Source organism: Methylobacterium aerolatum (assembly GCF_022179085.1).
In the GTDB taxonomy this organism is placed as follows: domain Bacteria; phylum Pseudomonadota; class Alphaproteobacteria; order Rhizobiales; family Beijerinckiaceae; genus Methylobacterium; species Methylobacterium aerolatum.
Genome location: NZ_BPQE01000027.1, coordinates 32,460 through 54,659 on the forward strand (window position 1 = coordinate 32,460; position 22,200 = coordinate 54,659).

Here is a 22,200-nt window from a genome sequence, read left to right on the forward strand (position 1 = left end):
AGGGTTCCCGCCGCGGCGCGGCCGTGCGTCAGCCCGCCGTCAGCCCGTCCTGCGCCTTCCGGTAGGCCCGGCCGTGCTGGCGGTAGCCCTCGACGATCCGCAGCATCATCGTCCGGCGCTCGGCGTCGAGGGGGGCGAGGATGCGGGCGGGGCGGCCGCCCCAGAGGTGGCCGGAGGCGAGGATCTGGCCGGGATCGGTGGTCGATCCCGCCGCCAGCATCACGTCGTCGGCGATCAGCGTGCCCGGCGCCACGGTCGCGCCGATGCCGATGAGGGAGCGCGCGCCGATACGGCAATCGCCGATGCGGACGTTGTGGGCGACGGTGGTGTCCCGGCCGATGATCACGCCCTCGCCGCGGGTGCGGATGACGGTGTTGTCCTGGATGTTGGTGTCGGCGCCGATCACGATCGGGCCCGCCTCGGCCTCCAGGGCGCAGCAGAACAGCACGCTCGCCCCCGCCCCGAGGCCGACCCGGCCGCGCAACCGGGCGGTGCGGGCGATGAACACGTCGGGATCGAGGTCCGAGACCGGCTCCGCCTCCGGGCCGATTCCCTCGGTTCCGCCCTCGCGCAGGCGCTCCGCCCGCTCGGCGACCTCGCCCTGCCCGACGGGCCGCACGGCCCGCGCCGGGCTGCCGGCATAGGCGAAGCCGCCCGCCAGCTCCGCCCGGGGGAACACCGTCGCCCCGGCCTCGATGATGGCCCCGTCCCCGACGCTGGCCTCGTCGAGGATCACCACGTCGTCCTCGACCACCACGTCCGAACCCAGGGTGCAGGCGTGGAGCACGCTGTTGCGGCCCACCGTCACCCGGTCGCCGCAGGTGGTCCCCTGGCCGAAGGTGGCGATGTGGACGGTGGAGCGGTGGCCGAGCCAGAACCGGTCGCCAAGGATGACCGGCTGCCCGTCCGCGCGGATCACCGCCGCGTCGCCGAGCCACGCCTGCGCCCCGATCCGCACCGCGCCGATCACCGTGCTGTCGCGGCCGCACCAGACCGGGCGGGCCGAGAATTCGGGCACATGACCATCGTGCGGCAGGGTCAACTCGGGGTTCATCGCGGGCTTATCGCCTCCGTGGTGCGGGCACGACGATCGGTCTATGCGGTGCCGGACCGTGCCCCTGCGTGCCATATAGGGCGGATCCGGGACAACCGGTGGCCCCCGATGGGACCGCGGCTCCACGGGCGAGCGGGCGGAGCCGGACAGTGGAGAGCGACGACGTGGACCGCGTGATGGCCGCCCCGAGCGTGTCGATCCAGGCAGACCCCTTCGATTCCGCCGCCGAGGTGGCGCGGATCACCGCGGCCCATCCCGGCCGGATCGGCGCGGTCGTGACCTTCGCGGGGCTCTGCCGAGACGAATCCGGCCGCCTCGCCGCCCTCGAACTGGAGCATTATCCCGGCATGGCCGAGGCCGAGATCGCGCGCGTGGCCGGAGAGGCCGCCGCGCGCTGGCCCCTTCAGGCGGTGCGGGTGATACACCGGCACGGACTGATGGCACCGGGCGACGGCATCGTGCTCGTCGTCACCGCCTCCAGCCACCGCGTCGCCGCCTTCGAGGCCGCGAGTTTCCTGATGGACTACCTCAAGACGCGGGCACCCTTCTGGAAGCGGGAGCACCTGTCCGACGGCAGCGTCGGCGGCTGGGTCGAGGCGACCGCCGCCGACGACGCGGCGGCGGAGAAATGGGCCGGCGGCTGAGGGGCGCCGCCTCAGTGGATCAGCGCGGTGAGCACCAGCGCGACGAGGCCGCCCACCGCCGCGATGCCGAGGATGACGACGCTGCTCAGCTGATCCCCCGAATCGACCGTGTGGCCAAGGGAGTGGGCGTGCGGGTTGCCGTGGAAATCCATGGAGGGTGTCCTTGCCTGTCGGGATCGACCCCGGCTCAACGCGCCTCCCGGCAAATCGTCGCCTGCCGGGGTTGACCCGGCGGGCCGGGCGGCGTTCCAGGGGCGGCCCTTCCGGCGCCCGAGGCTCCCATGACCGACTCGAAGCTGCACCAACTGGACGGGCCGGTCGGTCCGTGGCGGGGGGCGGCGCCCCTGGCCGGCTCGGGCATCGCGGTCGTCTGCTTCACGGCGGCGCTGGCGCTCGCCTGGATGTCGGCGGGCACCCTGCTCCTGATCTTCGCCGGGATGCTGCTCGGCGTCTTCCTCGACGGCCTCACCCGCGCCCTGGCCTACGTCCTTCCCCTGCCCCGCAGCCTGCGGCTGACGCTCGCGAGCCTCGCGGTGGCCGTCTGCGCGGTGAGCTTTGCCACCTACGGCAGCGCCACGGTGGCCCAGCAGGGCCGCGACCTCGGCAGCACCATCAAGACCCAGGCGGATTTCGTGAATGGCTGGCTGTCGGAGCACGGCATCGACGTGCCGCTCCTGCAATCGCCGAAGGAGGACGGGCGGTCGGGCCGCGAGCCGGGCCAGCAGGAAGGGGGGCTCGGCGGCCTCGCCTCGGGTCTGCTGAAGAGTTCCGGCGCGGTCCTGTCGAGCGCGAGCAGCGTGCTCGGCCCCGCCACCGCCGTGGTGCTCGGCCTGTTCGATGCCGTGGGCAACCTGCTGGTGATCGTTTTCCTCGGCCTTGCCTTCGCCGCCGATCCGAAGGTCTACCGGGACGGGGTCCTGCGCTTCGTCCCCCCGGGGAAGCGGCGGCGGGCGGGGAAGGTGCTCGACAGCGCCGGGGAGACCCTGCGCCACTGGCTCTTCGGCCAGATCCTCACGATGACCGCGATCTTCCTGTTCACCTGGGCCGGCTTGTCCTTTCTCGGGATCGGCGGCGCGCTGATCCTCGGCCTGCAGGCCGGGCTCCTCGCCTTCGTGCCGACCGTGGGCCCGCTCGTCGCCGGCCTCGTGATCGTCCTCGCCGCCCTCGCCTCGGGCCTCAAGGCCCTCGTCGGGGCGCTTGGCGTGTACCTCGCCGTCCAGTGCCTGGAGAGCTACGGCCTCACGCCCTTCATCCAGAAGCGCGCCCTCGACATCCCCCCGGCGACGATCTTCGCCGGACAGCTCGTGCTGGGCGTGATCTTCGGCCTGTGGGGCATCGCCCTGGCACTGCCCCTGCTGGCGGTGATCAAGGTGCTGCTGGAGCAGCTCTACGTCGAGGACACCCTGGGCGAGCATCCGGGACGGTAGACCGGGCTCACCGCCGCAGCGCGTCCTCGATCAGCTTCGCGACGGCGAGGGTGCGCCCGTCGCCGCCGAAGCGGCCCACGACCTGAACGCCCACGGGGAGCCCCTCGCCGGGGACGGGCACGTTCACGCAGGGCACGCCCATCAGGGTCCAGAGGCGGTTGAACCGCGCGTCGCCCGTCGAGGCGAGGGTGGCGGGCGCCGGGCCCGGAGCCGAGTAGGTCAGGAGGACATCGACCTCCTCGAACAGCGCCTTCAGCACCCGCCGCGCCCGGTGGGCGTGGCGCCGGGCGTCGTCGTAGTCGGCGGCCGTGATCCGTCCGCCTGCTTCGAGATGTTCCCGGATCCGGGGCGGCAACGCCTCCCCGTGCTCGGTGAACTCCCACCCCAGGGCTTGGCGCGCCTCGAAATCCTGGATCTCGGGATGCCGCGCCCAGGCGCTCGCGAGTTCCGGCGGCAGGGCGATGTCCACCAGGCGTGCCCCCGCCCGCCCGGCGGCCTCCGCCGCGCGGAGAAGCGCCGCCTCGGCGGCAGGCTCCGGTGCCTGCGCGAAATCCTGGCGGACGAGGGCGATGCGCGGGGCCGATGCGGCCTCCGTCTCGATCCCCTCGCGACCGGTGACCGCCGCCAGGGCGTAGGCGAGGTCGCCGACGCCGGCCGCGAACAGGCCGACCGTGTCCAGCGCCCAGGAATAGGTCTTCACCCCCACGGTGGGGATGAGCCGGAAGGAGGGCTTGATCGCCGCGCAGCCGCAGAAGCTCGCCGGGCGGATCACCGAGCCGCCCGTCTGGGTGCCGAAGGCCAGCGGCAGCATCCCGCCGCCGACCGCCGCCGCCGAGCCCGCCGAGGAGCCGCCGGGGGTGTGGCCGGGATCGTGGGGGTTGCGGGTTTCCGTCGGGTCCAGGCTCGCGAAGGCGGTGGTCGTCGTCTTGGCGAGCGTGACGGCGCCCAGCGCCTTCAGGCGGCTCGCCACGGCGGCGTCGGCGCGCGGGCGCCAGCCCTCGTAGATCGCCGAGCCCATCTGCGTCGGCAGTCCGGCGGTGTCGATGATGTCCTTGAGGCCCACCGCGATGCCGGCCAGGGGCCCCTCATCGGGGATGGCGGGATCGGGATCGAGCGCGACGAACGCCCCGATCGCCGGATCGCGGGCGGCGATGGCCTCCCGGCACAGGTCGATGGCGCCGCGCGGCGTGAGGGAGCCGGCACCGATGCGGGCGCGGAGGTCGAGGATCGAGATCATCGCGTATTTGGTCGACCGCAGGCGGGACCTGTCAACAGGCCGTTTCACGAGGCGGTGAGGACGCCACGGCCGGCCCGAAACTGAGAACGGCCTTGACGAAGCCTTTACGGGATCGTGCGCACTTGCCCGACATGCGTCGTAGCGTTCATGCGTTCCTGGCCATCGCGCTGTTCGGCGCGGCCCTCACCGCCTGTTCGGTCAACAGGTTCGAGCAGCGCGAGCCGTGGCGGGACCAGGCCGAGCAGGTCTGCCTCGCCAAGAAGCTCGTGACGCCCACCGAATTCATCACGCCGGCGGCCGCCATCGACGGGCCGGGGCCCTGCGGCATGCAGCAGCCCTTCCGCGTCACGCGCCTGGGCAACGGATCCGTGATCCTGAAGCAGCGCATGACCCTGGGCTGCCCGGCCCTCGCGGAGGCGGAGGCGTGGCTCGCGGACACGATCCAGCCCGCCGCCGAGCTGTATTTCGGCGTGCCGGTGGCGGAGATCAACGCGGGCTCCTATTCCTGCCGCGGCCGCAACAACCAAGCCGGCGCCAAGCTCTCCGAGCACGGGTTCGGCAACGCCGTGGACATCATGTCCTTCAAGCTGGCCGACGGCCACGTCATCACGGTGAAGGGCGGCTGGCGCGGCACCGAGGCCGAGCAGGGCTTCCTGCGCGAGGTCTTCCTCGGCGCCTGCCAGCGCTTCACCACCGTGCTCGCGCCGGGCTCCAACGTCTTCCACTACGACCACATCCACGTCGATCTCGCCCGGCACGATCCGCGGGGCCTGCGCCGCATCTGCCAGCCGCTGATCAAGTTCACGCCGCAGCTCGGCGCGGACGGCGCGCGTCCGGTCTCGCGGCCCCTGCCCCCGCAGCGCCTCCCGGCGCCGCCGCAGGCCCCTGTGGATATCGAGGAGGACGATCCCTACGGCGCCTCGCCGATGTCCAAGGCGGCGAGCCCGGCGCAGGTCGCCCGGGCCCGCGCGCCCCAGGCTCCCTCGGCCTACACCTCGGTGCAGGCCGCCCGTCCGGCCCCGATGCCGCGCCCCCTCCCCCGCGTGACCGCCGCCGAGCCGGACGCCGTGGGCGAGGAATACGGCGAGCCGCTGCAACTCGGCGCCCCGCCGGCCTCCGTGGGCGGACCGATCTACTGAAAGGGCCGCGCGCAAACCCGCGCGCGCCCCTCGGCGGCCCGCGCCGGCGCCCTATACCGCTGGCATGAAGCGCATCGTTCTCGTCGGAATCATCGCCGCCCTCCTCGCCGGCATCCTCACGATCGGTCTCGTATGGACGAAGGTGACGCCGGTCGTGCCCGCCACGCCCCCGGATTCCGCCTCGACCCCGCGGTAGCGTGGGAGCCTCGCTGGAGGCTCACCCGCGACTATCATTCTATGATAGTGTCGGTTCGGCTGTCCGGAGAGTCGCATGCCGTCGAGCTATACCCTCGGTGCCCATTACGAGCGCTTCGTCCGAGATCTCGTGGCGAGCGGACGCTATGCCTCCGCGAGCGAGGTGATGCGCGATGGCCTCCGGCTGGTCGAGGAGCGGGAGCAGGTCCGTGCCGCCAAGATCGAGGCATTGCGCCGGGATATTCACGAGGGATTGGCGAGCGGTCCGCCCGAGGTATTGGACATGGACGCCATCAAGCGCGAAGGGCGTCGCCGGATGACGGCGGAGCGTGAGTAGAATCCTTCGGCACCCGCGTGCCGTCGATGATCTGCTCGACCTCTGGTCCTACGTCGCCCAGGATGACGTCGCCGCCGCCGATCGCCTCCTCGACACGATCCAGCACAAGCTGGAACTGATCGCGGACCGGCCCCTCCTGGGTCGGGCACGCCCCGAACTGGCGCAGGATCTCCACAGTGTCGTCGTCGGCAATGTCGTCTTGTTTTATCGGCCTGTCGCCGACGGCATCGTCCTGATCCGTGCGCTGAGTCGCTATCGCGATCTCGAGAGCATCGCGTTCGATCCCGGATAGCGGTTTCGTCCCCCCTCGCCACCGTTGCGCCCACGCCGCACCGCCTCGTCAATCTCTAGCCGCGCGGTCCACCTCTCTTGACTGGCGGCGCGCTCGGGGCATCGTCCGCGGATGCCGGTCAGGATCCACGTCATGCGCCCCCTCCTCCGTCGTCTTTCGGTCGGCCTGCTCCTCGGGCTGACGGTCGCCGGCGCGGCCCAGGCCCGCTCGGCCCGCGAGGATATCGAGCCCGCCGAGGAGCGGGTGTTCCCCTTCGACGCACAGATCCCTGGCTGCCAGGACGCGGACGTACTGGAGAAGGTCGCCACCAACTTCGCGGAGAAGGAGGCGAAGTTCTGGAACTCGTCGATGACGATCGTGTCCTTCGACACGATCGAGCGCACCGCGTGGCGCCCCTGGGGTCTCGACACCTATCCCCGCCGCTTCTGCTCGGCGGTGGCGACGACCTCCGACGGCCTGCGCCGCAAGGTCGATTACTCGGTGCGCGAGAGCCTCGGCATCATCGGGTCGACCTGGGGCGTGGAGTTCTGCGTCCACGGCCTCGACCGTGACCTGTCCTACGCCTACGCCACCGCCTGCCGCATGGCCCGCCCGTGAGGGGACGGACGGCCCGGATCACGCTCGGCCTCCTCGCCGGGTTGACGGCGGCGGGCCTGGGACTTTCCCGGCTGGCCGCCGCGCAGGATCTCGGCGGGTTCGGCCGGAACGGCGCTCCCGGCGACTTCGATTTCTACGTCCTCGCCCTGTCGTGGTCGCCGGCCTATTGCGAGGGCCGGGGCGACCGGCGGGACGACGCGCAATGCGCCCCGGGCCGGGGCCTCGGCTTCGTGGTCCACGGACTCTGGCCGCAATACGACCGGGGCTACCCGGAGAACTGCTCGGCCGTGAACCGCCCGATCACCCGGCAGGCCATGGATGCGGCGGGCCAGGTCTACCCGAGCGAGGGGCTCGCCCGGTACGAGTGGCGCAAGCACGGCACCTGCTCCGGCCTCGACCCCGCCGCCTACTTCGCCGCCGCGCGGACGGCCCGGCTCGCCGTGACGATCCCCGACGGCCTGAAGGCCGGGGGCCAGCGCCTCGCCCCCATCGAGATCGCCCGGCAGTTCGTGGCCGCCAACAAGGGCCTGCGCCCGGACATGATGGCCGTGGCCTGCGCCCGCGGCAGCCTCACCGAGGTGCGGATCTGCTTCTCGAAGGATCTGCGCGGCTTCACCGCCTGCCCCAACGTCGCGCGGTCGAACTGCCGGGCGCCGGAGATCGCCGTGGACGCGGCCCGGTAGGTTTTTTCGATCGCGAAGGCCGATCACGGCTGGACCCGGGCCGCCGGATCCGGTTGACCGGCGGGCATGAATTACCGGCACGCCTTCCACGCGGGCAACCACGCCGACGTGCTCAAGCACCTCGTGCTCGCCCGCGTCCTCGCCCATCTCTGCCTGAAGGACAAACCCTTCCGGGCGCTCGATGCCTTCGCCGGCCTCGGCGTGTACGACCTCGGCGCCGACGAGGCCCGGCGCACGGGGGAATGGCGGGACGGATGGGGGCGCCTGGAGGCCCCGTTTCCCGCGTCGGTGGAAGCCCTGCTCGCGCCCTACCGCGCGGTGGTGGCCGCCACCCGCGCCCGCCACGGGGAGGCGACCTATCCCGGTTCGCCGGCGGTGATCCGGGAATTCCTGCGGCCGGGCGACCGGGGCGTGTTCGTCGAGCTTCACCCCGACGACGCGGCCGTGCTGCGGGACCGCTACAACAGCGACACGCGCACCAAGGTGTTGCATCTCGACGGCTGGACGGCGGTCAACGCGCAGATCCCGCCGCCGGAGCGCCGGGGCTTGGTGCTGATCGATCCGCCCTACGAGGTGCCGGGCGAGATCGACCGCCTCGGCGCCCACCTCCTCAGGGCGGTGGCGAAGTGGCCGACCGGCGTGTTCCTCGCGTGGTATCCGATCAAGGACGTCGCGGCGATCGACCGGTTGGCGGCCCAGCTCGATGCCGGCCTGCGCCGTCCCGCCCTGCGCCTCGACCTCCACATCCACCGGCCGGACGAGGCCACGCGTCTCAACGGAAGCGGGCTCGTCGTCGTGAACCCCCCCTGGCGACTTGCCGAGGACGCCGAGATCTTCCTACCCGCCCTGGCCGAACGACTCGCCCAGGGAGCCTATGGCGGCTACCGCTGCGAGGCTCTCGCACAGCATAGCGCGGCGTGAATACACGCCGGAGCCACTCTCGGCCCTTATGGATTCCTAACAACCAGTCGAGAAAATGTGACCCCAAAGTCACATGCGCTGCGGTGATCCCTTCGTAGCGCGGCAATTGCCCAAAATCGAGGCAAATGCCCGAACTTTGCTTTTGTGAGTTTGCGGCACTGGTGTCAGCTTGACCATAGCACCCACCAACCGGACTGCATGAACATGCCGACGCGTTCCACCCTGGCCGGTCTGGTCACCGCGCTCCTCTCCTCGACCACCGTGTTCGCCGCGGATCTCGCCGCCCCGAAGCCGGTGCCGGCTCCCGCGGAGCCCTGCAAGGCCACGCTGATCGGCCCCGCCTACGGCGGCGTCATCAAGGCGAACCCGAACCCCACCTGCTTCGCGGTGGGCGGTCTGGGCGACCTCTACATCGGCGGCGCGCTGACCGGTTACGGCTACACCCAGTCGAACCCCTTCCCCGCCGCCTTCGCGCCTCCCGGCGTCCCGGCCGACCGGGCGGCCCGGTTCGACATCTCGAACCTCCAGGGTTGGATCCAGAAGCCGGAGGGCTTCTTCCAGTTCTACGTGCAGGGCGGCGCCTACGCGATCCCCGGCCTCGGTGTCGCGAACTACAGCGCGCTCGACCAGACCGACCTGCTGTTCACCCCGCTTCCGGTGGCGTTCGGCAAGATCCAGATCAACGACGCATGGTCCGTCCAGGGCGGCCGGATGCCGACCATCATCGGGTCCGAGGCTCCGTTCACCTTCCAGAATCTCAACATCAACCGCGGCCTGCTCTTCGCGCAGGAGAACGTGATCAACCACGGCGTGCAGGTGAACTGGGCCGAGGGACCGTGGTCGGTGTCCGTGGCCGGCACCGACGGCTTCTTCTCGGGTGAGATCACGTGGTTCACCGGTAACGTCGCCTACAAGATCGACGATTCGAACACGATCGGCGTGAACGGCGGCGTGAATCTCGGGCGCCAGAACACCGCGCTGCGGAGCCTGCGCTACCAATACGCAACCCCGCTGAACCAGCAGAACAGCGGCATCTTCAACATCAACTATACCTATTCGAACGGCCCGTGGATCATCACGCCGTACTTCCAGTTCACCAACGTCGAGGCCGACGCGCGCCTCGGCATTACCACCAGCGCCTCGACCTACGGTGGCGCGCTGCTGGCGGCCTACTCCTTCACGGACAATTTCGCCCTCGCCGGCCGCGTCGAGTACGAAGAGCAGACCGGTGTGCGCGGTTCGGGCACGACCAACCTCCTCGGCTACGGCGCCGGCAGCAACGCCTTCTCCGTCACGATCACGCCGACCTTCACCTGGGACCGTTACTTCTTCCGGGTCGAGTACGCCCACGTCGAGCTCGGCGGAATCACCCGCGGCAGCATCGCCAACGGCACCCTCGGCACCGGCTTCGGCCGCACCGGCAACCGCACCTCCCAGGACCGCTACATGGTGGAGACCGGCATCACCTTCTGATCGCCGTCCTCATCCGAACGACGGGAAGCCCCGGACCCCACGGTCCGGGGCTTCTTCGCGTCTCGTGGCCTCTCGCGTGTCGTGGTCTCTCGCGTTTCAGGGGCCGTCGCGCCGGAGGAGGCGGCGGCCGGGGCGGTGGCCCTCCTCCCCCGTGTCGACGAAGCCGAGCTTGTGCAGCAGGCCCCAGGAGGCGACGTTGCCGGGGCGGCATTCCGCCACGACGGTGCGCCGGGGGAAGCGCCGGGCGAGGTCGGCGATGAGGGCCGAGACCGCCTCGAAGGCGAGGCCCCGTCCCCGCGCCGCGCCGCCCATCCAGTAGCCGATTTCGATCAGGCCCGCCCCGCGCAGGTGTGCGCCGACCACGCCGACGAGGCCGGAGACCGGGAGGTCCGGCGGCTCCCGCTCCCGCGTCCAGGCCCCGAGGAAGCGATCCGTGGCGCGGGCGCCACCCCGGATGAGATCCCGCGCGTCGTCGAGGGTGAAAGGCGCGGGCAGGAAATCGACGGCGCCGGTGATGGCGGGGTCGTCGGTGAGCCGGCACAGGGCGTCGGCATCCTCGGGCCGCAGCCCGGCGATCCGCAGGCGGGCTGTGTCCAGGCGGGGCAGGTCGGCGAGGCTGTCGCGCGGCCGGGATAGATTGAACATCGCACCGATGTGGGGCCCGCACGCTCCCTCGAAAAGACATTCGCCGCCCTGCCGCACCGCAGCACGGGGTCGCGAAAGAGGCTCCTCCTATGGTGAACGGGAACGGTTGCTTAACCTGAATCCGGCTTCATTGCGGCATCGGGTAGCGTGGTGCGGGCGGGTGCGTCGATGCGGGTGCGAGGAGCAGTTGTTGGGTTTCGGACGCTGTCACGCGTCGCCCTCGTGGGAATGATCGGCGGCGCTGCGGCCGCCTGTTCCTCGGATGCATCGCGGCTGACCAGCCCCTTCGCGAATCCCTTCGCGGAGCCGGCGGCGACGGGCAGCCTGCCGGATGACGAGCCGAAGCCGGTGGCGCCCCTGCGCACCGGGCAGATCCAGTCGGAGGCCCTCGGCGCCCCCGGCGCGGTGCGCTCGGCGCCCCTGGCCAGCGCGATTCCCGCGCCCCCGGCCTCCGCCTCGAATCGCGTCGCCTCGGTCGGCTCGTCCGGGTGGAGCGCCCAGGGCGGCACCCGGATCACGGTGGCCAAGAACGACAGCCTGCAGCAGATGGCCACGCGCTACGGCGTGCCGGCCTCCGCGATTCTCCAGGCGAACGGCCTGTCGAGCGCCGCGCAGGTCACGCCGGGCCGCGAACTGGTGATCCCATCCTACAGCAACGTCTCGGGCCTCAACCCGGCGGCGGCCTCCATGTCGGCCCGGCCCGCCCGGGCGGCCGAGGAGCGGCGCGAGGACGCGAAAGCCCTGGAGGCCCGCGAGAAGGATGCCAAGGCCGAGGCCGCCAAGCGCGTCGCCGCCAAGGAGAAGGAGGCCAAGGAGGCGTCCGCCCGCGAGCTGAAGGAGAAGGAGGCCAAGGAGGCCGCCGCCCGCAAGCTCGCGGAGACCAAGGCCGCCGAGGCCAAGGCGGCCGAGGAGAAGGCCCGCAAGCTCGCCGCCAAGGATGGCGACAAGAAGCACGTCCGCCCCGGCCAGACCCCGAAGGTCGCCGAGACGAAGGCCGAGAAGGCCCGCGAGGAGGCCAAGCAGGAGGCCAAGACCGCCGCGAAGGCCGAGGCCGCCCAGAAGCTCGCCGAAGCCAAGGCGGCCCGCGATGCCGCCCGCGAGGCGGCCAAGGAGACCGCCAAGGAGAGCGCGAAGCAGGCGGCGGCGAAGGAGAAGCCCGCCAAGGTCGAGGCGAAGGCCGAGACCAAGGCGCCCAAGGCCGAGGTCGCGAAGGCGGAGCCGGTCAAGGCCGAGCCCGTCTCCACCGGCGCGGTCGCCCAGGCGGATGCCGAGAACTTCCGCTGGCCGGCGAAGGGCCGGGTGATCTCGGGCTACGGCACCTCCGGCAACGAGGGCATCAACATCGCGCTGCCCGAGGGCACGCCGGTGAAGGCCGCCGAGGAAGGCACCGTCGCCTATGCCGGCTCCGACGTGAAGGGCTACGGCAAGCTCGTGCTGGTGCGGCACGCCAACGGCTTCGTCTCGGCCTACGCCCATAACGGCGAGATCGACGTGAAGCCCGGCGACAAGGTCAAGCGCGGCCAGACGATCGCCAAGTCCGGCGCCTCCGGCAACGTGACCTCGCCGCAGCTCCACTTCGAGATCCGCAAGAGCGGCGCGCCGGTGGACCCGATGTCCCAGCTCGCCAGCAACTGACGCGAATTCTCGCGAAGGATCGTGGCGGCGGCTCCCCCGGGGGCCGCCGTTTGCGTTCCTCGTGCATCGATCCAGACGGAGGCGTCGGCCGTGTCGGAAAAGACTGATGCGAACACAAAAGGCTGGTGTAGAGGCGTGTGAACGAAGTGAGTGCGTCACTGCCCTAAAGCGGTTTCGGTTTGACTTGGATCGTCGCGCCCCGATGGGGAACGCGGGCTCCCTCCCCCTTGCGGGGAGGGGAAGGGGTGGGGGTGGTGCAGAAGGCACCGCCGCGCTTCGTTCGGCACCACCCCCACCTCCCACTCCTCCCCGCAAGGGGGAGGAGAGCGCGTCGTGCAAAACCGATTCAGGTTTCCCCGAAAACGCTCTGGCGGCGTCACGCCTTCGGCAGGTGCAACTCGCCGTTGGGGCTGTGCTGGTCCACCGCCTCGGGCAGGGTCTTGGCCAGCGTCGGGAAGAGCTGATCAACCGGGACGCCGAGTTTGGTGGCGAGGTCGCGCACCTGTTGGTTGTCGATGACCTTCTGCAGGTCCTCGGCGGTGATCGGCTCGTTCGGCCCACGGCCGAGCCAGGAACTGACCTGGCTCTCGTAGCCGGCGCGCCGGAGGCGATCGAGGAGGGCGTTGAGCCCGCCCGGCAGCACCTGCTGGATGAGGCCGGGCAGGGCCTTCATCGCCATCTGGCCCAGCGAGCCGCCGAGGGAATCGAAGATGCTCATGGCCACTCCCTTCCCGCGCCCGGCCGGAAGGGGGCGGGCGCGGCGCTGACTGACCACACGTTGTAGCGCCCGCCGACACCGTCCGAAATCCGTGGCCGCCGGAAACCCTGTGCACCGCAGGTCCGGCGGCGGGCGCCTCAGCCCGTGATCTGCGTGCTGGAGAAGGTCGGCTGCTCCTTCAGCCGCCCGTTCTCGCACTGGCCGGCCACCGCCGCGGGCAGGAACTCCGCCAGGGCGGTGGGAAGGCGCTCGGGGGAGACGGACAGGTCGGTGGCGATGGCCTCGGCCACCGGCCCCGGCAGGGCCCCGGTCACGGCCGTGGCCGGGATCGGGCGGGGGTCCGTGCCGGCCAGCCAGGAGTCGACCTCCGCGCCGTGCCCCGTCTCCCTGAGGCGGTCGAGGAAGGCCGGGAGGCCGCCGGGATAGAACTTCGCGAAGGCCATCGGGATGTTCTGCCCGCCGATCTCCGCGATGGCCGACTCGGTGGCGGCCGCGAGATCGCCGAGCACACCCTTCACTCCGTCCAACAGACCCATGCGCCGGTCCCCCAATCGCGCGAAAAACTGCAACAGAGATCGGGCGCTGGACAGGCTCGGCAATCCTGTGCGACGCGATTGCCGGTGGGCCGAAGCCACGGCCGGAACGGGCGGGTCATGATCGCAGGCGGCTCTTCCTCCCATGTTCAGGCGGGCGTCCTCGATGTCGCCTACTGGCAGGCCGGCCCCGAGGGCGGCCCGGTGGCGGTCCTGCTGCACGGCTTCCCCTACGATCCCCATGCCTGCGCGGCGGCGGCGGAGCGGCTGGCGGCGAAGGGCGTGCGCTGCCTCGTCCCCTTCCTGCGGGGCTACGGCCCGACGCGCTTCCTCTCGCCGGAGACGCCCCGCTCGGGCGAGCAGGCGGCGCTGGGCGCCGACCTCCTCGCCCTCCTCGACGCGTTGGGGATCGAGCAGGCGGTGCTGGCGGGTTACGATTGGGGCGGGCGCGCCGCCTGCGTCGTCTCCGCCCTCTGGCCCGAGCGGGTCATCGGGCTGGTCTCGGGCGGCAGTGGATACAACCTGCACGACGTGGCCCGCTCCGGCCGCCCCGCCCCGGCGGAGGCCGAATGCCGCCTCTGGTACCAATACTACTTCCACACCGAGCGCGGCCGCGCGGGCCTGACGGAGAACCGCGACGGGATCGCCCGGCTCCTGTGGCGGCAATGGTCGCCCCACTGGGACTTCGACGAAGCGACCTTCGCCCGCACGGCGGCCTCCTTCGACAACCCGGACTTCGTGGAGGTGGTGATCCACTCCTACCGTGTGCGCTACGGCGTGGTGCCGGGCGACCCGGCCTACGCCGCCATCGAGGCGCGCCTCGCCGCCCAGCCCCAAATCGCTGTGCCGACCGTGGTGCTCGAAGGCGAGGTCGGCGGGGTCTTCCCGCCGCATTCCGATGACGGCGACGCCCGCCATTTCAGCGGGCCCTATCGCTACCGCCGCCTCCCGCGCATCGGCCACAACGTGCCCCAGGAGGCACCGGACGCCTTCGCCGAGGCAGTGCTCAGCCTGCTCTGACCGCGAGCCGCACGGGCCCCGACAAGAAACGAGCGCGCCGGCAAACCGGACGCGCTCGCAGTGTGATTCGGGTCAAAGCTTCATCGGAGAGCCTAGCGAAGACAAGACGACTTCGCAGGCCCATCGCGACGATTGTAGACACAAAAATAGTCGAAGCCAATACAGGTGTCGCCTTAGGTGAACATTCCTTCGACGGTCTGCGTTGAAGTGTTTGTATTCAAAAGACAGGGCGAAGATTCACTGTCACGCCGGTGCCCCGAAATCATTCAGAGGCCGGCCATGTCCCGGGCGGGAAGGGGGCCAGTGCAGTGACGCACTCACGCCGTTCATGCGCGCCTGCACCTGAGCGTGTTCGGTTCGATCCGGGTCGCCTGCTCGACCGTCTTTGCGAGCCTCAGCGAAGCAATCCAGGGATCCGCCACGGTCGGTCGGGTCCCGCTGCCCTGGATTGGTTCGCTTCGCTCGCAATGACGGGGACGGCGGATGATCCGGGCTGCGCCGAAAGCGCGCTAGCTCATTGCTCCTGCATTAGTTTTTCCAGTCTCGGCTGACGCCTCCGTCTGAATGCACGAAGGTCGTCGTTCCGGTCGCGCGCGTGGCAGCGCAGCCGAAAGGACGGACGCGTGACGGTGCGCATGCGGGCGCCCGGCCCGCCTCAGCCGCCCGCCCGGGGCAGGGTGAGGGTGAAGCAGGCGCCGCCGAGGCGTCCGGCGCAGACCGCGATCGACCCGCCATGGGCCTCGGCGATCTGCCGGGCGATGGCGAGGCCGAGGCCGCTGCCGCCGGTTTGGCGGTTGCGCGAGCCCTCGATCCGGTAGAACGGGCTGAAGATCGCCGCCGCCTCCAGCGCGCCGACGCCCGGCCCGTCATCCTCCACCCGCAGGCTGCAGTGCTGCGGCCCCGATTCGAGGGCGATCTCCACCCGCTCCCGTCCGAACTTCACGGCGTTGTCCACGAGGTTCGCCACCACGCGGCGGAGGGCGACGGCGTCTCCCGGCACCGTCGCCTCGGCGGTGTCGTCGCTCGCCAGCGCCACGGGCTGGCCCAGGGCGGAGCGTTCCGCCGCCTCGACGGCGGCGAGGTCGGCGAGATCGACCCGCCCCCGGATCTGCGAGACCGTGGTGCCGCGGGCGAAGGCGAGGGAGGTCTCGATCAGGTCCGTCATCGTGTCGATGTCGGCGGCCATGCGGTCGCGACCCACGGGATCGGGCCAGGATTCGGCGCGCAGACGCAGGCGGGTCAGGTAGGTCTTCAGGTCGTGGGAGATCGCGCCGATCAGGAAGGAGCGTTCCTGCAGCAGGGCGGCCACCCGCTCCTGCATGGCGTGCACCGCGCGGACGAGCCGCTGCACGTCCGGCGCACCCGAGACCGGCACGGGGCTAGCGGGCGGCGAGCCGTCGAAGGCCTCCGCCGCCGCGCTCAGGCGGCGCAGCGGCCGCATCTCCCGCTGTGCCCCGAGCAGGGCCAAGCCCGCCACCGCGATCCCGAGGATGCCGATCCAGAAGCCCGGCGCGAGGCCGAACAGGGTGAGGGAGAATTTGCGCGGGGTCTCGATCTCGTCGATCACGAGGTAGTGGCCGTCCGCGAGGCGGGCGACGATGCGCGCCGGGCGGTTGCCCTTGGCGTCCCCGTCCGCGAAGACCCGCAGCCCGTCGTCCTGCCCGGACTCGGCCCGGGGGATCGTCTCGGAGAGGGCGCGCAGGATCGTCTCGGACCGCGCGAGCCGCCGGTAGCCGGCCGGATCGGGCGGCGCATCCTTGATCGTCGCGACCACGCGGGTTCCCGAGACCGCCCGCAGGGCCGTCGGCCGCTCCGCGGGATCGAGCCGCGCCAGCAGGTCGATCGCCCCCGCCGCCTGCTCCAGGCGCGGGTTGGCGCCGAGCGGCGAAGGGGGCGCGCTGCCGCGCTCCACGTAGCCGATGGCGATGGCCGCGACGATGACGGCGGTGAGGGCCGCCATCAGGATCAGCATGATCCGGCCGAGGAGTCCGATGCGGCCGAGCATCGGATCAGGCCGGTCCGACCGGAGCGGCGAGGATGTAGCCGGCGTTGCGCACGGTCTTGATCAGGGCCGGCACGGTGCTGCCTCCCTCGTCCAGCCGCTTGCGCAGGCGGCTCACCTGCACGTCGATCGTCCGGTCGAACACGTCCGCCACGCGGCCCCGCGTCCAGTCGAGGAGCTGATCCCGGGAGAGCACCCGCTGCGGTCGCGTGACGAAGCACATCAGCAGGTCGAACTCCGCGCTGGTCAGGACGATTTCCCTTCGCCCGCTCGAATCGCCGGTGGCGTGGACCGAGCGCGAGGCCGGATCGACCACGAGGTCGGCGACCTTCAGGCGCTCCTGCGCGGGTGCGTCGCCCAATCCGACGCCCTTGGCACGGCGCAGCACCGCCCGGATCCGGGCCAGCAGGACCCGCGGGTTGAAGGGCTTCGAAACGTAGTCGTCCGCGCCCATCTCCAGGCCGAGCACCCTGTCGATGTCCTCGTCCTTGGCGGTGAGCATCACCACCGGCGGGCCGCCCTCGTCCCTGAGGCGGCGGCAGATCGACAGCCCGTCCTCGCCCGGCAGCATCCAATCGAGGATGACGAGGTCCGGCGGGCGACCCTGCGTCAGCCGTTTGTCGAGGGCCGCCCCGCCGTCGAAACACTCGACGCGGAAGCCCTCACCCTCCAGAAAGCCGGCGAGCAGTGAGCGGATTTCGGCGTCGTCCTCGACGACGGCGAGCGTGGTGCCCTCGTTCATGGGTGGCAAGGATAGGCACGCCATATCCCCAGGCAACGGCGGAAGCGCCGGGGTCACAAAACGTTACAGGACGAAAGCACGCTTTACCTCGGCCCCTGCGACGCCATAACGGCTGAAGCGCCCTCCGCCGGAGTGGAAGCCGGTTCGGCGTTAGAGGGCGCGTCGAGACAAGGGTAGAGGGCCGTGTGCGATGGCAGCGCCAGCGGGCACGGCTCGATATCCATTCAGGGAGGCCCGCCGATGAAACTGCCCCGCCGCTTCTTCCAGCCCCTCGCGACCGGAGCCCCGGCCCCCTTCCGGGACCTCCCCGTGAAGCTGGAGCGGATGATCCACTTCGTGCCGCCGCACAACGAGAAAGTCCGCGCCCGCGTGCCGGACCTCGCCGGCACGGTGGACGTGGTGCTCGGCAACCTCGAGGACGCGGTGCCCGCCGACCAGAAGGAGGCCGCCCGCGCTGGCTTCGTCACCATGGCCAAGGCCACCGATTTCGCCGCCACCGGCACGGGGCTGTGGACGCGCATCAACGCCCTGAACTCGCCCTGGATTCTCGACGACCTCTTCACCCTCGTGGCCGAGTGCGGCGACAAGCTCGACGTGGTGATGGTGCCCAAGGTCGAGGGGCCCTGGGACATCCACTACATCGACCAGCTGCTCGCCCAGCTGGAGGCCCGGCACGGGGTCAAGAAGCCGATCCTCGTCCACGCCATCCTGGAGACGGCGGAGGGCGTCGCCAACGTCGATTCCATCGCCAGCGCCTCGCCGCGGATGCACGGCATGAGCCTCGGCCCCGCCGACCTCGCCGCCTCGCGCGGGATGAAGACCACCCGCGTCGGCGGCGGCCACCCCGATTACCGGGTCATCGCCGATCCGGCCGGGGACGCCGCCCGCGCCAGCGCCCAGCAGGATCTCTGGCACTACACCATCGCCCGCATGGTGGATGCCTGCATGGCCAACGGCATCAAGGCCTTCTACGGCCCCTTCGGCGACTTCTCGGACTCCGAGGCCTGCGAGGTCCAGTTCCGCAACGCCTTCCTGATGGGTTGCGCCGGGGCCTGGACCCTGCACCCCAGCCAAGTCGCCATCGCCAAGCGCGTCTTCGCGCCAGACCCGGCCGAGGTCGCCTTCGCCGCACGCATCGTCGCCGCCATGCCCGACGGGACCGGCGCCGTGATGCTCGACGGCAAGATGCAGGACGACGCCACCTGGAAGCAGGCCAAGGTCATTGTGGACCTCGCCAAGCTCGTGGCGGCGAAGGACCCGGATCTGGCGAAGGTGTACGACCTGGGGTGAGAGTGCCGCTTACGCCGTGATTTCGAGCAACGCGAAGCAATCCAGGGTGGCGGGCCGTTTTGAAGCATCGGCGCGTCCCTGGATTGCTTCGCTATCGCTCGCAATGACGGTGAGAATTACTGGTCAGGCGAAACAGATGGTGGCTGGGGGCCGAGGCGTTCGGTGCAGATGTCGGACACGATCCGTTGCAGGACTGTCAGTCGCTCCACCAGCCAGTCCAACTCATCGCGGGTGATCGCGTAATGGCGTGAGTAGCGAGCCTTGACGTAGGCATCGTGCAACAGGTTGAACGGCTTGCGCTCCATATGGGTGCGCCGTGGCCACGCCTCGACCAAGCGGAGGTCGAGGCCCTCGGCCATGCGCCGGAGCCTGCGCAGGGCGTGGAGCTTTGGGCTGTAGAGCGTCAGCACCAACATCGTGCAGTGATAGAGTTGTTCCGCAACCTGATGCAATTCGAATGCGGCTTCTTTTGTCATTCCATGTGCAATGGCGACACGGGCGAGGAAGAACCGGTTCTCGGCTCCGGCGAACCACGTGTCGAAATGCAGCCATTCCTCTTCGCGGCGGACCTCCGGCGTGAGTAAACCCGCCGTGGCGAGTGGATAGCCCGTCGCCTCGTACAGGACGATGCCTTCCCGTGCGATGTCTGCAAAGAATGGGCGGCCCCGCGCGAGTTGATCGTTCAGATCCGCATAGCTGTGGATAATGAAACTGACCTCCGGATAGAAGGTCGGCTTGAGGAAGATGTCCTGCGCGATCCGATCCCGCACCGCATCCCAGATCTCAGATTCCTCGACCAGCGATTCGTGGTCGACGACGATGAGCAAATCGTAATCGGAAAAGTATCCCGAGCTTCGGTTTTCAACCCATCCGCCACGCGCGTAAGACCCGTACAAGATCATCTTGACGATGCGGCCACGCTTGGCCTTGTCCGTGGTCTTGTTCTTCTGGAAATCCTCGAATTCTTCGAACAGGATCTGAAGCGCGCGCTTCAAATCGCGGTGCTTGCGGCGGGGCAGGTGGGAAAGGCGATCGGCGATCACGGTCAGGGTGTCCAGGCGCCGTGTAGAGCACGGGTCCTGCGCGAAGGCGAGGCCAGCCGGGCGCTCTCTAGACCCCCCACAACCACGCCGCCCCGCGCACGCCGGAATCGTCGCCGTGGAGGCTCGCCCGGACGGGGGTGTCGGAGGTGTCGGAGAAGATGTGCGGGCGCATCGCGTCGGGCAGGCCCGCGATCAGTTCGGGGATGCGCGAGAGGCCGCCGCCGATGACGATCACGTCCGGATCGAGGAGGTTGACCACCTGCGCCGCCGCCCGGCCCAGCCGGTCGAGGTGGTCGGCGAGGCTCGCCGCCGCATCGTCGTCGCCCGCACGGGCCGCCTCGACGATCGCCTCGGCGCGGAGGGTGCCGCCGAACCGCCGGGCGTGGGCGGCGGCGAGGCCGGGGCCGGAGATCCAGGTTTCGATGCAGCCGCGCCGCCCGCAATAGCAGGCCGGACCCGGCCGCTCGTCGTCGCGGGGTGCCGGCAGGGGCCCGTGGCCCCACTCCCCTGCGATGCCGTTCCGGCCCGCATGGAGCCGTCCGTCGAGGGCGATGCCCGACCCGACGCCCGTGCCGAGGATCACCGCCCAGACCACACGGGCCCCGGCGCCGGCCCCGTCCGTCGCCTCGGAGACGGCGAGACAGTCGGCGTCGTTGGCGAGCCGTACCTCGCGGCCGAGCCGCGCGGCGAGGTCCGCGCCGAAGGCGTGGCCGTTCAGCCAGGCGGAGTTGGCGTTGCGCACGAGACCGGTGGCGGGCGAGAGGCTGCCCGGCATCCCGACGCCGACGGTGCAGGCCCGCCCCGCCTCCCCTTCGAGGCGCAGGACGAGCTCGGCCAGGGCCGCCACGGTGGCCGCGTAGTCCCCCTGCGGAGCCGGGATGCGCGCCTGCGCGAGGCGCGCTCCGGTCTCGTCCAGCACGACCCCGGCGATCTTGGTGCCGCCGAGGTCGATTCCCAAGCGGGCGCGGGGCTCGCTCACTCGGCCGCGGCGACCTTGCCGTCCGGGCGCTTGAGGTCCGTTCCCATGGGCTGGGGCGGCTCGTCGGCGATGTGGGTGCCGATGGCGACCGGGTGGGCCATGACCTCGTTGAGTTTGGCGGTGTCGAGTTCGCCCTCCCAGCGGCTCACCACGATGCAGGCCACGCCGTTGCCGACGAGGTTGGTGAGCGCCCGGCACTCGGACATGAACTTGTCGATGCCGAGCACGAGGGTCATGGCCGCCACCGGCACGGGGTTGTTCGGGATCGCCGCCAGCGTCGCCGCCAGGGTGATGAAGCCGGCGCCCGTGACACCCGAGGCGCCCTTCGACGTGAGCATCGCCACGAGGATGATGGTGACGTACTGGCCGACCGAGAGGTCCGCGCCCACGGCCTGGGCGAGGAACAGGGTGGCCAGCGTCATGTAGATGTTGGTGCCGTCGAGGTTGAAGGAATACCCGGTCGGCACCACGAGCCCGACGACGGAATCCGAGGCGCCGAGGCGGCGCATCTTGGTCATCAGCTGCGGCAGCACCGTCTCCGAGGAGGAGGTGCCGACCACGATCAGCAACTCGTCCTTGATGTAGGCGAGGAAGCGCAGGATCGAGAAGCCAGCGAACTTCGCGATGGAGCCGAGGACGACGAGCACGAACAGGATCGCGGTGACGTAGAAGGTCCCGACCAGCCACGCGAGGTCGTAGACCTTGCCGATGCCGTACTCGCCGATGGTGAAGGCCATGGCGCCGAAGGCGCCGATGGGGGCGAGCTTCACGATGATGCCGATGATGCGGAAGAAGATCTGTCCCGCCGTGTCGATGGCGTAGTTGACGCCCTTGGCCCGCTCGCCGAGCCCCGCCACCACGACGCCGGTGAGGATCGAGATCAGCAGAACCTGCAGCAGGTCGCCGGTGGCGAAGGGATCGAGGAAGCTCTTGGGGATGATCGCCAGGATGTGGGCGACGGTGGAATCCGCCGCCGCCTTGTTGGCGTAGCTCGCCACCTTGCTGGCATCGAGCTTCGACGGATCGGCGTTGAAGCCCGCGCCGGGGCGGATGATCTCACCGACCAGCACGCCGATCAGCAGCGCCACGGTGGACACCACCTCGAAGTAGACGAGCGCCTTGAGGCCGACCCGGCCGACCTTCTTGAGGTCGCCGATCGAGGCGATGCCGTGGACGATGGTGCAGAAGATGATCGGCGCGATCATCATCTTGATCAGGGCGATGAAGGCGTCGCCGAGCCATTTCATCGCCTTGCCGGTGGCCGGATCGTACCAGCCGAGCAGGACGCCGAGCGCGATTGCGATCAACACCTGGATGTACAGGACCTTGTACCACGGCTCCTTCTTGGTGACGGCGCCGCCACCGGATGCCTGGATCGCCTGAGCCATTCTTTGGAATCCCTCTCGCGCGGTCGCCCGCGCGCCTCCCCTTGGCCCCTTGCTAGCGGCAATTCCCGGTCGCCTCAACGTCGGTTCGATCATCCTAATCCCAGGGATCGTGACAAAAACCTGTCGATCCCGGGCAGGCGGCCCTCACCGGCGAGGTCGCGATCGGCCCTGCTGATGAACCGGCTGGGGCGACAGAAAACGATCCG

24 protein-coding genes are annotated in these 22,200 nt (G+C 70.5%); 13 read left to right on the forward strand and 11 right to left on the reverse strand.

The window, feature by feature from the left end; translation table 11 throughout:
• Positions 1-28 precede the first annotated feature (28 nt).
• Entirely contained in the window at positions 29-1,054 is a 1,026-nt protein-coding gene (locus MFF06_RS17970; protein ID WP_238206478.1) for a gamma carbonic anhydrase family protein, read from the reverse strand.
• 176 nt (positions 1,055-1,230) lie between these two features.
• On the opposite strand from MFF06_RS17970, the gene MFF06_RS17975 reads away from it, so the two are divergent.
• A complete protein-coding gene (locus MFF06_RS17975; protein ID WP_238206659.1) occupies positions 1,231-1,698 on the forward strand; it encodes a molybdenum cofactor biosynthesis protein MoaE in 468 nt (155 codons plus the stop codon).
• Positions 1,699-1,709: 11 nt separating this feature from the next.
• On the opposite strand, the gene MFF06_RS17980 is transcribed toward MFF06_RS17975, so the two are convergent.
• The gene (locus MFF06_RS17980; RefSeq protein ID WP_238206480.1) at positions 1,710-1,850 is read right to left on the reverse strand and encodes a hypothetical protein; all 141 of its coding nucleotides are present in this window, start codon (positions 1,848-1,850) and stop codon (positions 1,710-1,712) included.
• A gap of 129 nt (positions 1,851-1,979) precedes the next feature.
• Here MFF06_RS17980 and MFF06_RS17985 point away from each other — a divergent pair, with 129 nt between their 5' ends.
• Positions 1,980-3,125 (forward strand): AI-2E family transporter, encoded by a 1,146-nt coding sequence (locus tag MFF06_RS17985; RefSeq protein WP_238206482.1) that lies wholly within the window; start codon positions 1,980-1,982, stop codon positions 3,123-3,125.
• A 7-nt stretch (positions 3,126-3,132) separates the two neighbouring features.
• Here the strand turns inward: MFF06_RS17985 and MFF06_RS17990 are convergent, their stop codons facing one another.
• Positions 3,133-4,362: an amidase gene (locus tag MFF06_RS17990; RefSeq protein ID WP_238206484.1), complete on the reverse strand. Its 1,230-nt coding sequence runs from the start codon at positions 4,360-4,362 to the stop codon at positions 3,133-3,135.
• Between the two features lie 131 nt (positions 4,363-4,493).
• On the opposite strand from MFF06_RS17990, the gene MFF06_RS17995 reads away from it, so the two are divergent.
• The 8 genes from MFF06_RS17995 to MFF06_RS18025 all read left to right on the forward strand — a co-directional run bounded on the left by MFF06_RS17995 (position 4,494) and on the right by MFF06_RS18025 (position 9,999).
• On the forward strand, positions 4,494-5,501 hold the full coding sequence (locus MFF06_RS17995; protein WP_238206486.1) for an extensin-like domain-containing protein: 1,008 nt from the start codon (positions 4,494-4,496) through the stop codon (positions 5,499-5,501).
• 64 nt (positions 5,502-5,565) lie between these two features.
• Positions 5,566-5,697, forward strand: a complete 132-nt coding sequence (locus MFF06_RS22720; RefSeq protein ID WP_283207290.1) for a hypothetical protein — start codon at positions 5,566-5,568, stop codon at positions 5,695-5,697.
• Between the two features lie 75 nt (positions 5,698-5,772).
• Positions 5,773-6,033 carry a type II toxin-antitoxin system ParD family antitoxin gene (locus MFF06_RS18000; protein ID WP_238206489.1) on the forward strand — a complete coding sequence of 87 codons (261 nt, stop codon included), beginning with the start codon at positions 5,773-5,775 and terminating at the stop codon, positions 6,031-6,033.
• On the forward strand, positions 6,026-6,325 hold the full coding sequence (locus MFF06_RS18005; RefSeq protein WP_238206491.1) for a type II toxin-antitoxin system RelE/ParE family toxin: 300 nt from the start codon (positions 6,026-6,028) through the stop codon (positions 6,323-6,325). The genes MFF06_RS18000 and MFF06_RS18005 overlap by 8 nt, the downstream gene beginning before the upstream one ends.
• A gap of 132 nt (positions 6,326-6,457) precedes the next feature.
• Positions 6,458-6,922 (forward strand): hypothetical protein, encoded by a 465-nt coding sequence (locus MFF06_RS18010; protein WP_238206493.1) that lies wholly within the window; start codon positions 6,458-6,460, stop codon positions 6,920-6,922.
• A complete protein-coding gene (locus MFF06_RS18015; RefSeq protein ID WP_238206495.1) occupies positions 6,919-7,605 on the forward strand; it encodes a ribonuclease T2 family protein in 687 nt (228 codons plus the stop codon). The genes MFF06_RS18010 and MFF06_RS18015 overlap by 4 nt, the downstream gene beginning before the upstream one ends.
• 66 nt (positions 7,606-7,671) lie before the next feature.
• Positions 7,672-8,526: a 23S rRNA (adenine(2030)-N(6))-methyltransferase RlmJ gene (locus MFF06_RS18020; protein ID WP_238206497.1), complete on the forward strand. Its 855-nt coding sequence runs from the start codon at positions 7,672-7,674 to the stop codon at positions 8,524-8,526.
• Between the two features lie 204 nt (positions 8,527-8,730).
• Positions 8,731-9,999 carry a porin gene (locus MFF06_RS18025; protein WP_238206498.1) on the forward strand — a complete coding sequence of 423 codons (1,269 nt, stop codon included), beginning with the start codon at positions 8,731-8,733 and terminating at the stop codon, positions 9,997-9,999.
• Positions 10,000-10,095: 96 nt separating this feature from the next.
• On the opposite strand, the gene MFF06_RS18030 is transcribed toward MFF06_RS18025, so the two are convergent.
• A complete protein-coding gene (locus MFF06_RS18030) occupies positions 10,096-10,644 on the reverse strand; it encodes a GNAT family N-acetyltransferase (RefSeq protein WP_238206500.1) in 549 nt (182 codons plus the stop codon).
• 168 nt (positions 10,645-10,812) lie between these two features.
• Between MFF06_RS18030 and MFF06_RS18035 the strand changes: the two genes are divergently transcribed.
• On the forward strand, positions 10,813-12,279 hold the full coding sequence (locus MFF06_RS18035; RefSeq protein ID WP_238206502.1) for a peptidoglycan DD-metalloendopeptidase family protein: 1,467 nt from the start codon (positions 10,813-10,815) through the stop codon (positions 12,277-12,279).
• A gap of 376 nt (positions 12,280-12,655) precedes the next feature.
• Here the strand turns inward: MFF06_RS18035 and MFF06_RS22825 are convergent, their stop codons facing one another.
• Together MFF06_RS22825 and MFF06_RS18045 are read right to left on the reverse strand one after the other, a co-directional pair.
• Complete coding sequence (locus MFF06_RS22825; RefSeq protein WP_373323130.1) at positions 12,656-13,195, reverse strand: YidB family protein; 540 nt, start codon at positions 13,193-13,195, stop codon at positions 12,656-12,658.
• Complete coding sequence (locus tag MFF06_RS18045; protein ID WP_238206505.1) at positions 13,135-13,533, reverse strand: YidB family protein; 399 nt, start codon at positions 13,531-13,533, stop codon at positions 13,135-13,137. The genes MFF06_RS22825 and MFF06_RS18045 overlap by 61 nt, the downstream gene beginning before the upstream one ends.
• Positions 13,534-13,650: 117 nt before the next feature.
• Between MFF06_RS18045 and MFF06_RS18050 the strand changes: the two genes are divergently transcribed.
• The gene (locus tag MFF06_RS18050; protein ID WP_238206506.1) at positions 13,651-14,550 is read left to right on the forward strand and encodes an alpha/beta fold hydrolase; all 900 of its coding nucleotides are present in this window, start codon (positions 13,651-13,653) and stop codon (positions 14,548-14,550) included.
• A gap of 655 nt (positions 14,551-15,205) precedes the next feature.
• Here MFF06_RS18050 and MFF06_RS18055 read toward each other — a convergent pair.
• Positions 15,206-16,555: a sensor histidine kinase gene (locus MFF06_RS18055; protein WP_238206507.1), complete on the reverse strand. Its 1,350-nt coding sequence runs from the start codon at positions 16,553-16,555 to the stop codon at positions 15,206-15,208.
• Between the two features lie 4 nt (positions 16,556-16,559).
• A complete protein-coding gene (locus MFF06_RS18060) occupies positions 16,560-17,294 on the reverse strand; it encodes a response regulator (protein ID WP_238206661.1) in 735 nt (244 codons plus the stop codon).
• A gap of 240 nt (positions 17,295-17,534) precedes the next feature.
• On the opposite strand from MFF06_RS18060, the gene MFF06_RS18065 reads away from it, so the two are divergent.
• Positions 17,535-18,584, forward strand: a complete 1,050-nt coding sequence (locus tag MFF06_RS18065; protein ID WP_238206508.1) for an HpcH/HpaI aldolase/citrate lyase family protein — start codon at positions 17,535-17,537, stop codon at positions 18,582-18,584.
• 116 nt (positions 18,585-18,700) lie between these two features.
• Here the strand turns inward: MFF06_RS18065 and MFF06_RS18070 are convergent, their stop codons facing one another.
• From MFF06_RS18070 to MFF06_RS18080, 3 genes are all read right to left on the reverse strand, one after another.
• A complete protein-coding gene (locus MFF06_RS18070; protein ID WP_238206509.1) occupies positions 18,701-19,627 on the reverse strand; it encodes a HEPN domain-containing protein in 927 nt (308 codons plus the stop codon).
• A gap of 67 nt (positions 19,628-19,694) precedes the next feature.
• Complete coding sequence (locus MFF06_RS18075; RefSeq protein ID WP_238206510.1) at positions 19,695-20,606, reverse strand: ROK family protein; 912 nt, start codon at positions 20,604-20,606, stop codon at positions 19,695-19,697.
• Positions 20,603-21,994, reverse strand: a complete 1,392-nt coding sequence (locus MFF06_RS18080; RefSeq protein ID WP_238206511.1) for a dicarboxylate/amino acid:cation symporter — start codon at positions 21,992-21,994, stop codon at positions 20,603-20,605. Before MFF06_RS18080 ends, MFF06_RS18075 begins: the two co-directional genes overlap by 4 nt.
• Positions 21,995-22,200: the final 206 nt, after the last annotated feature.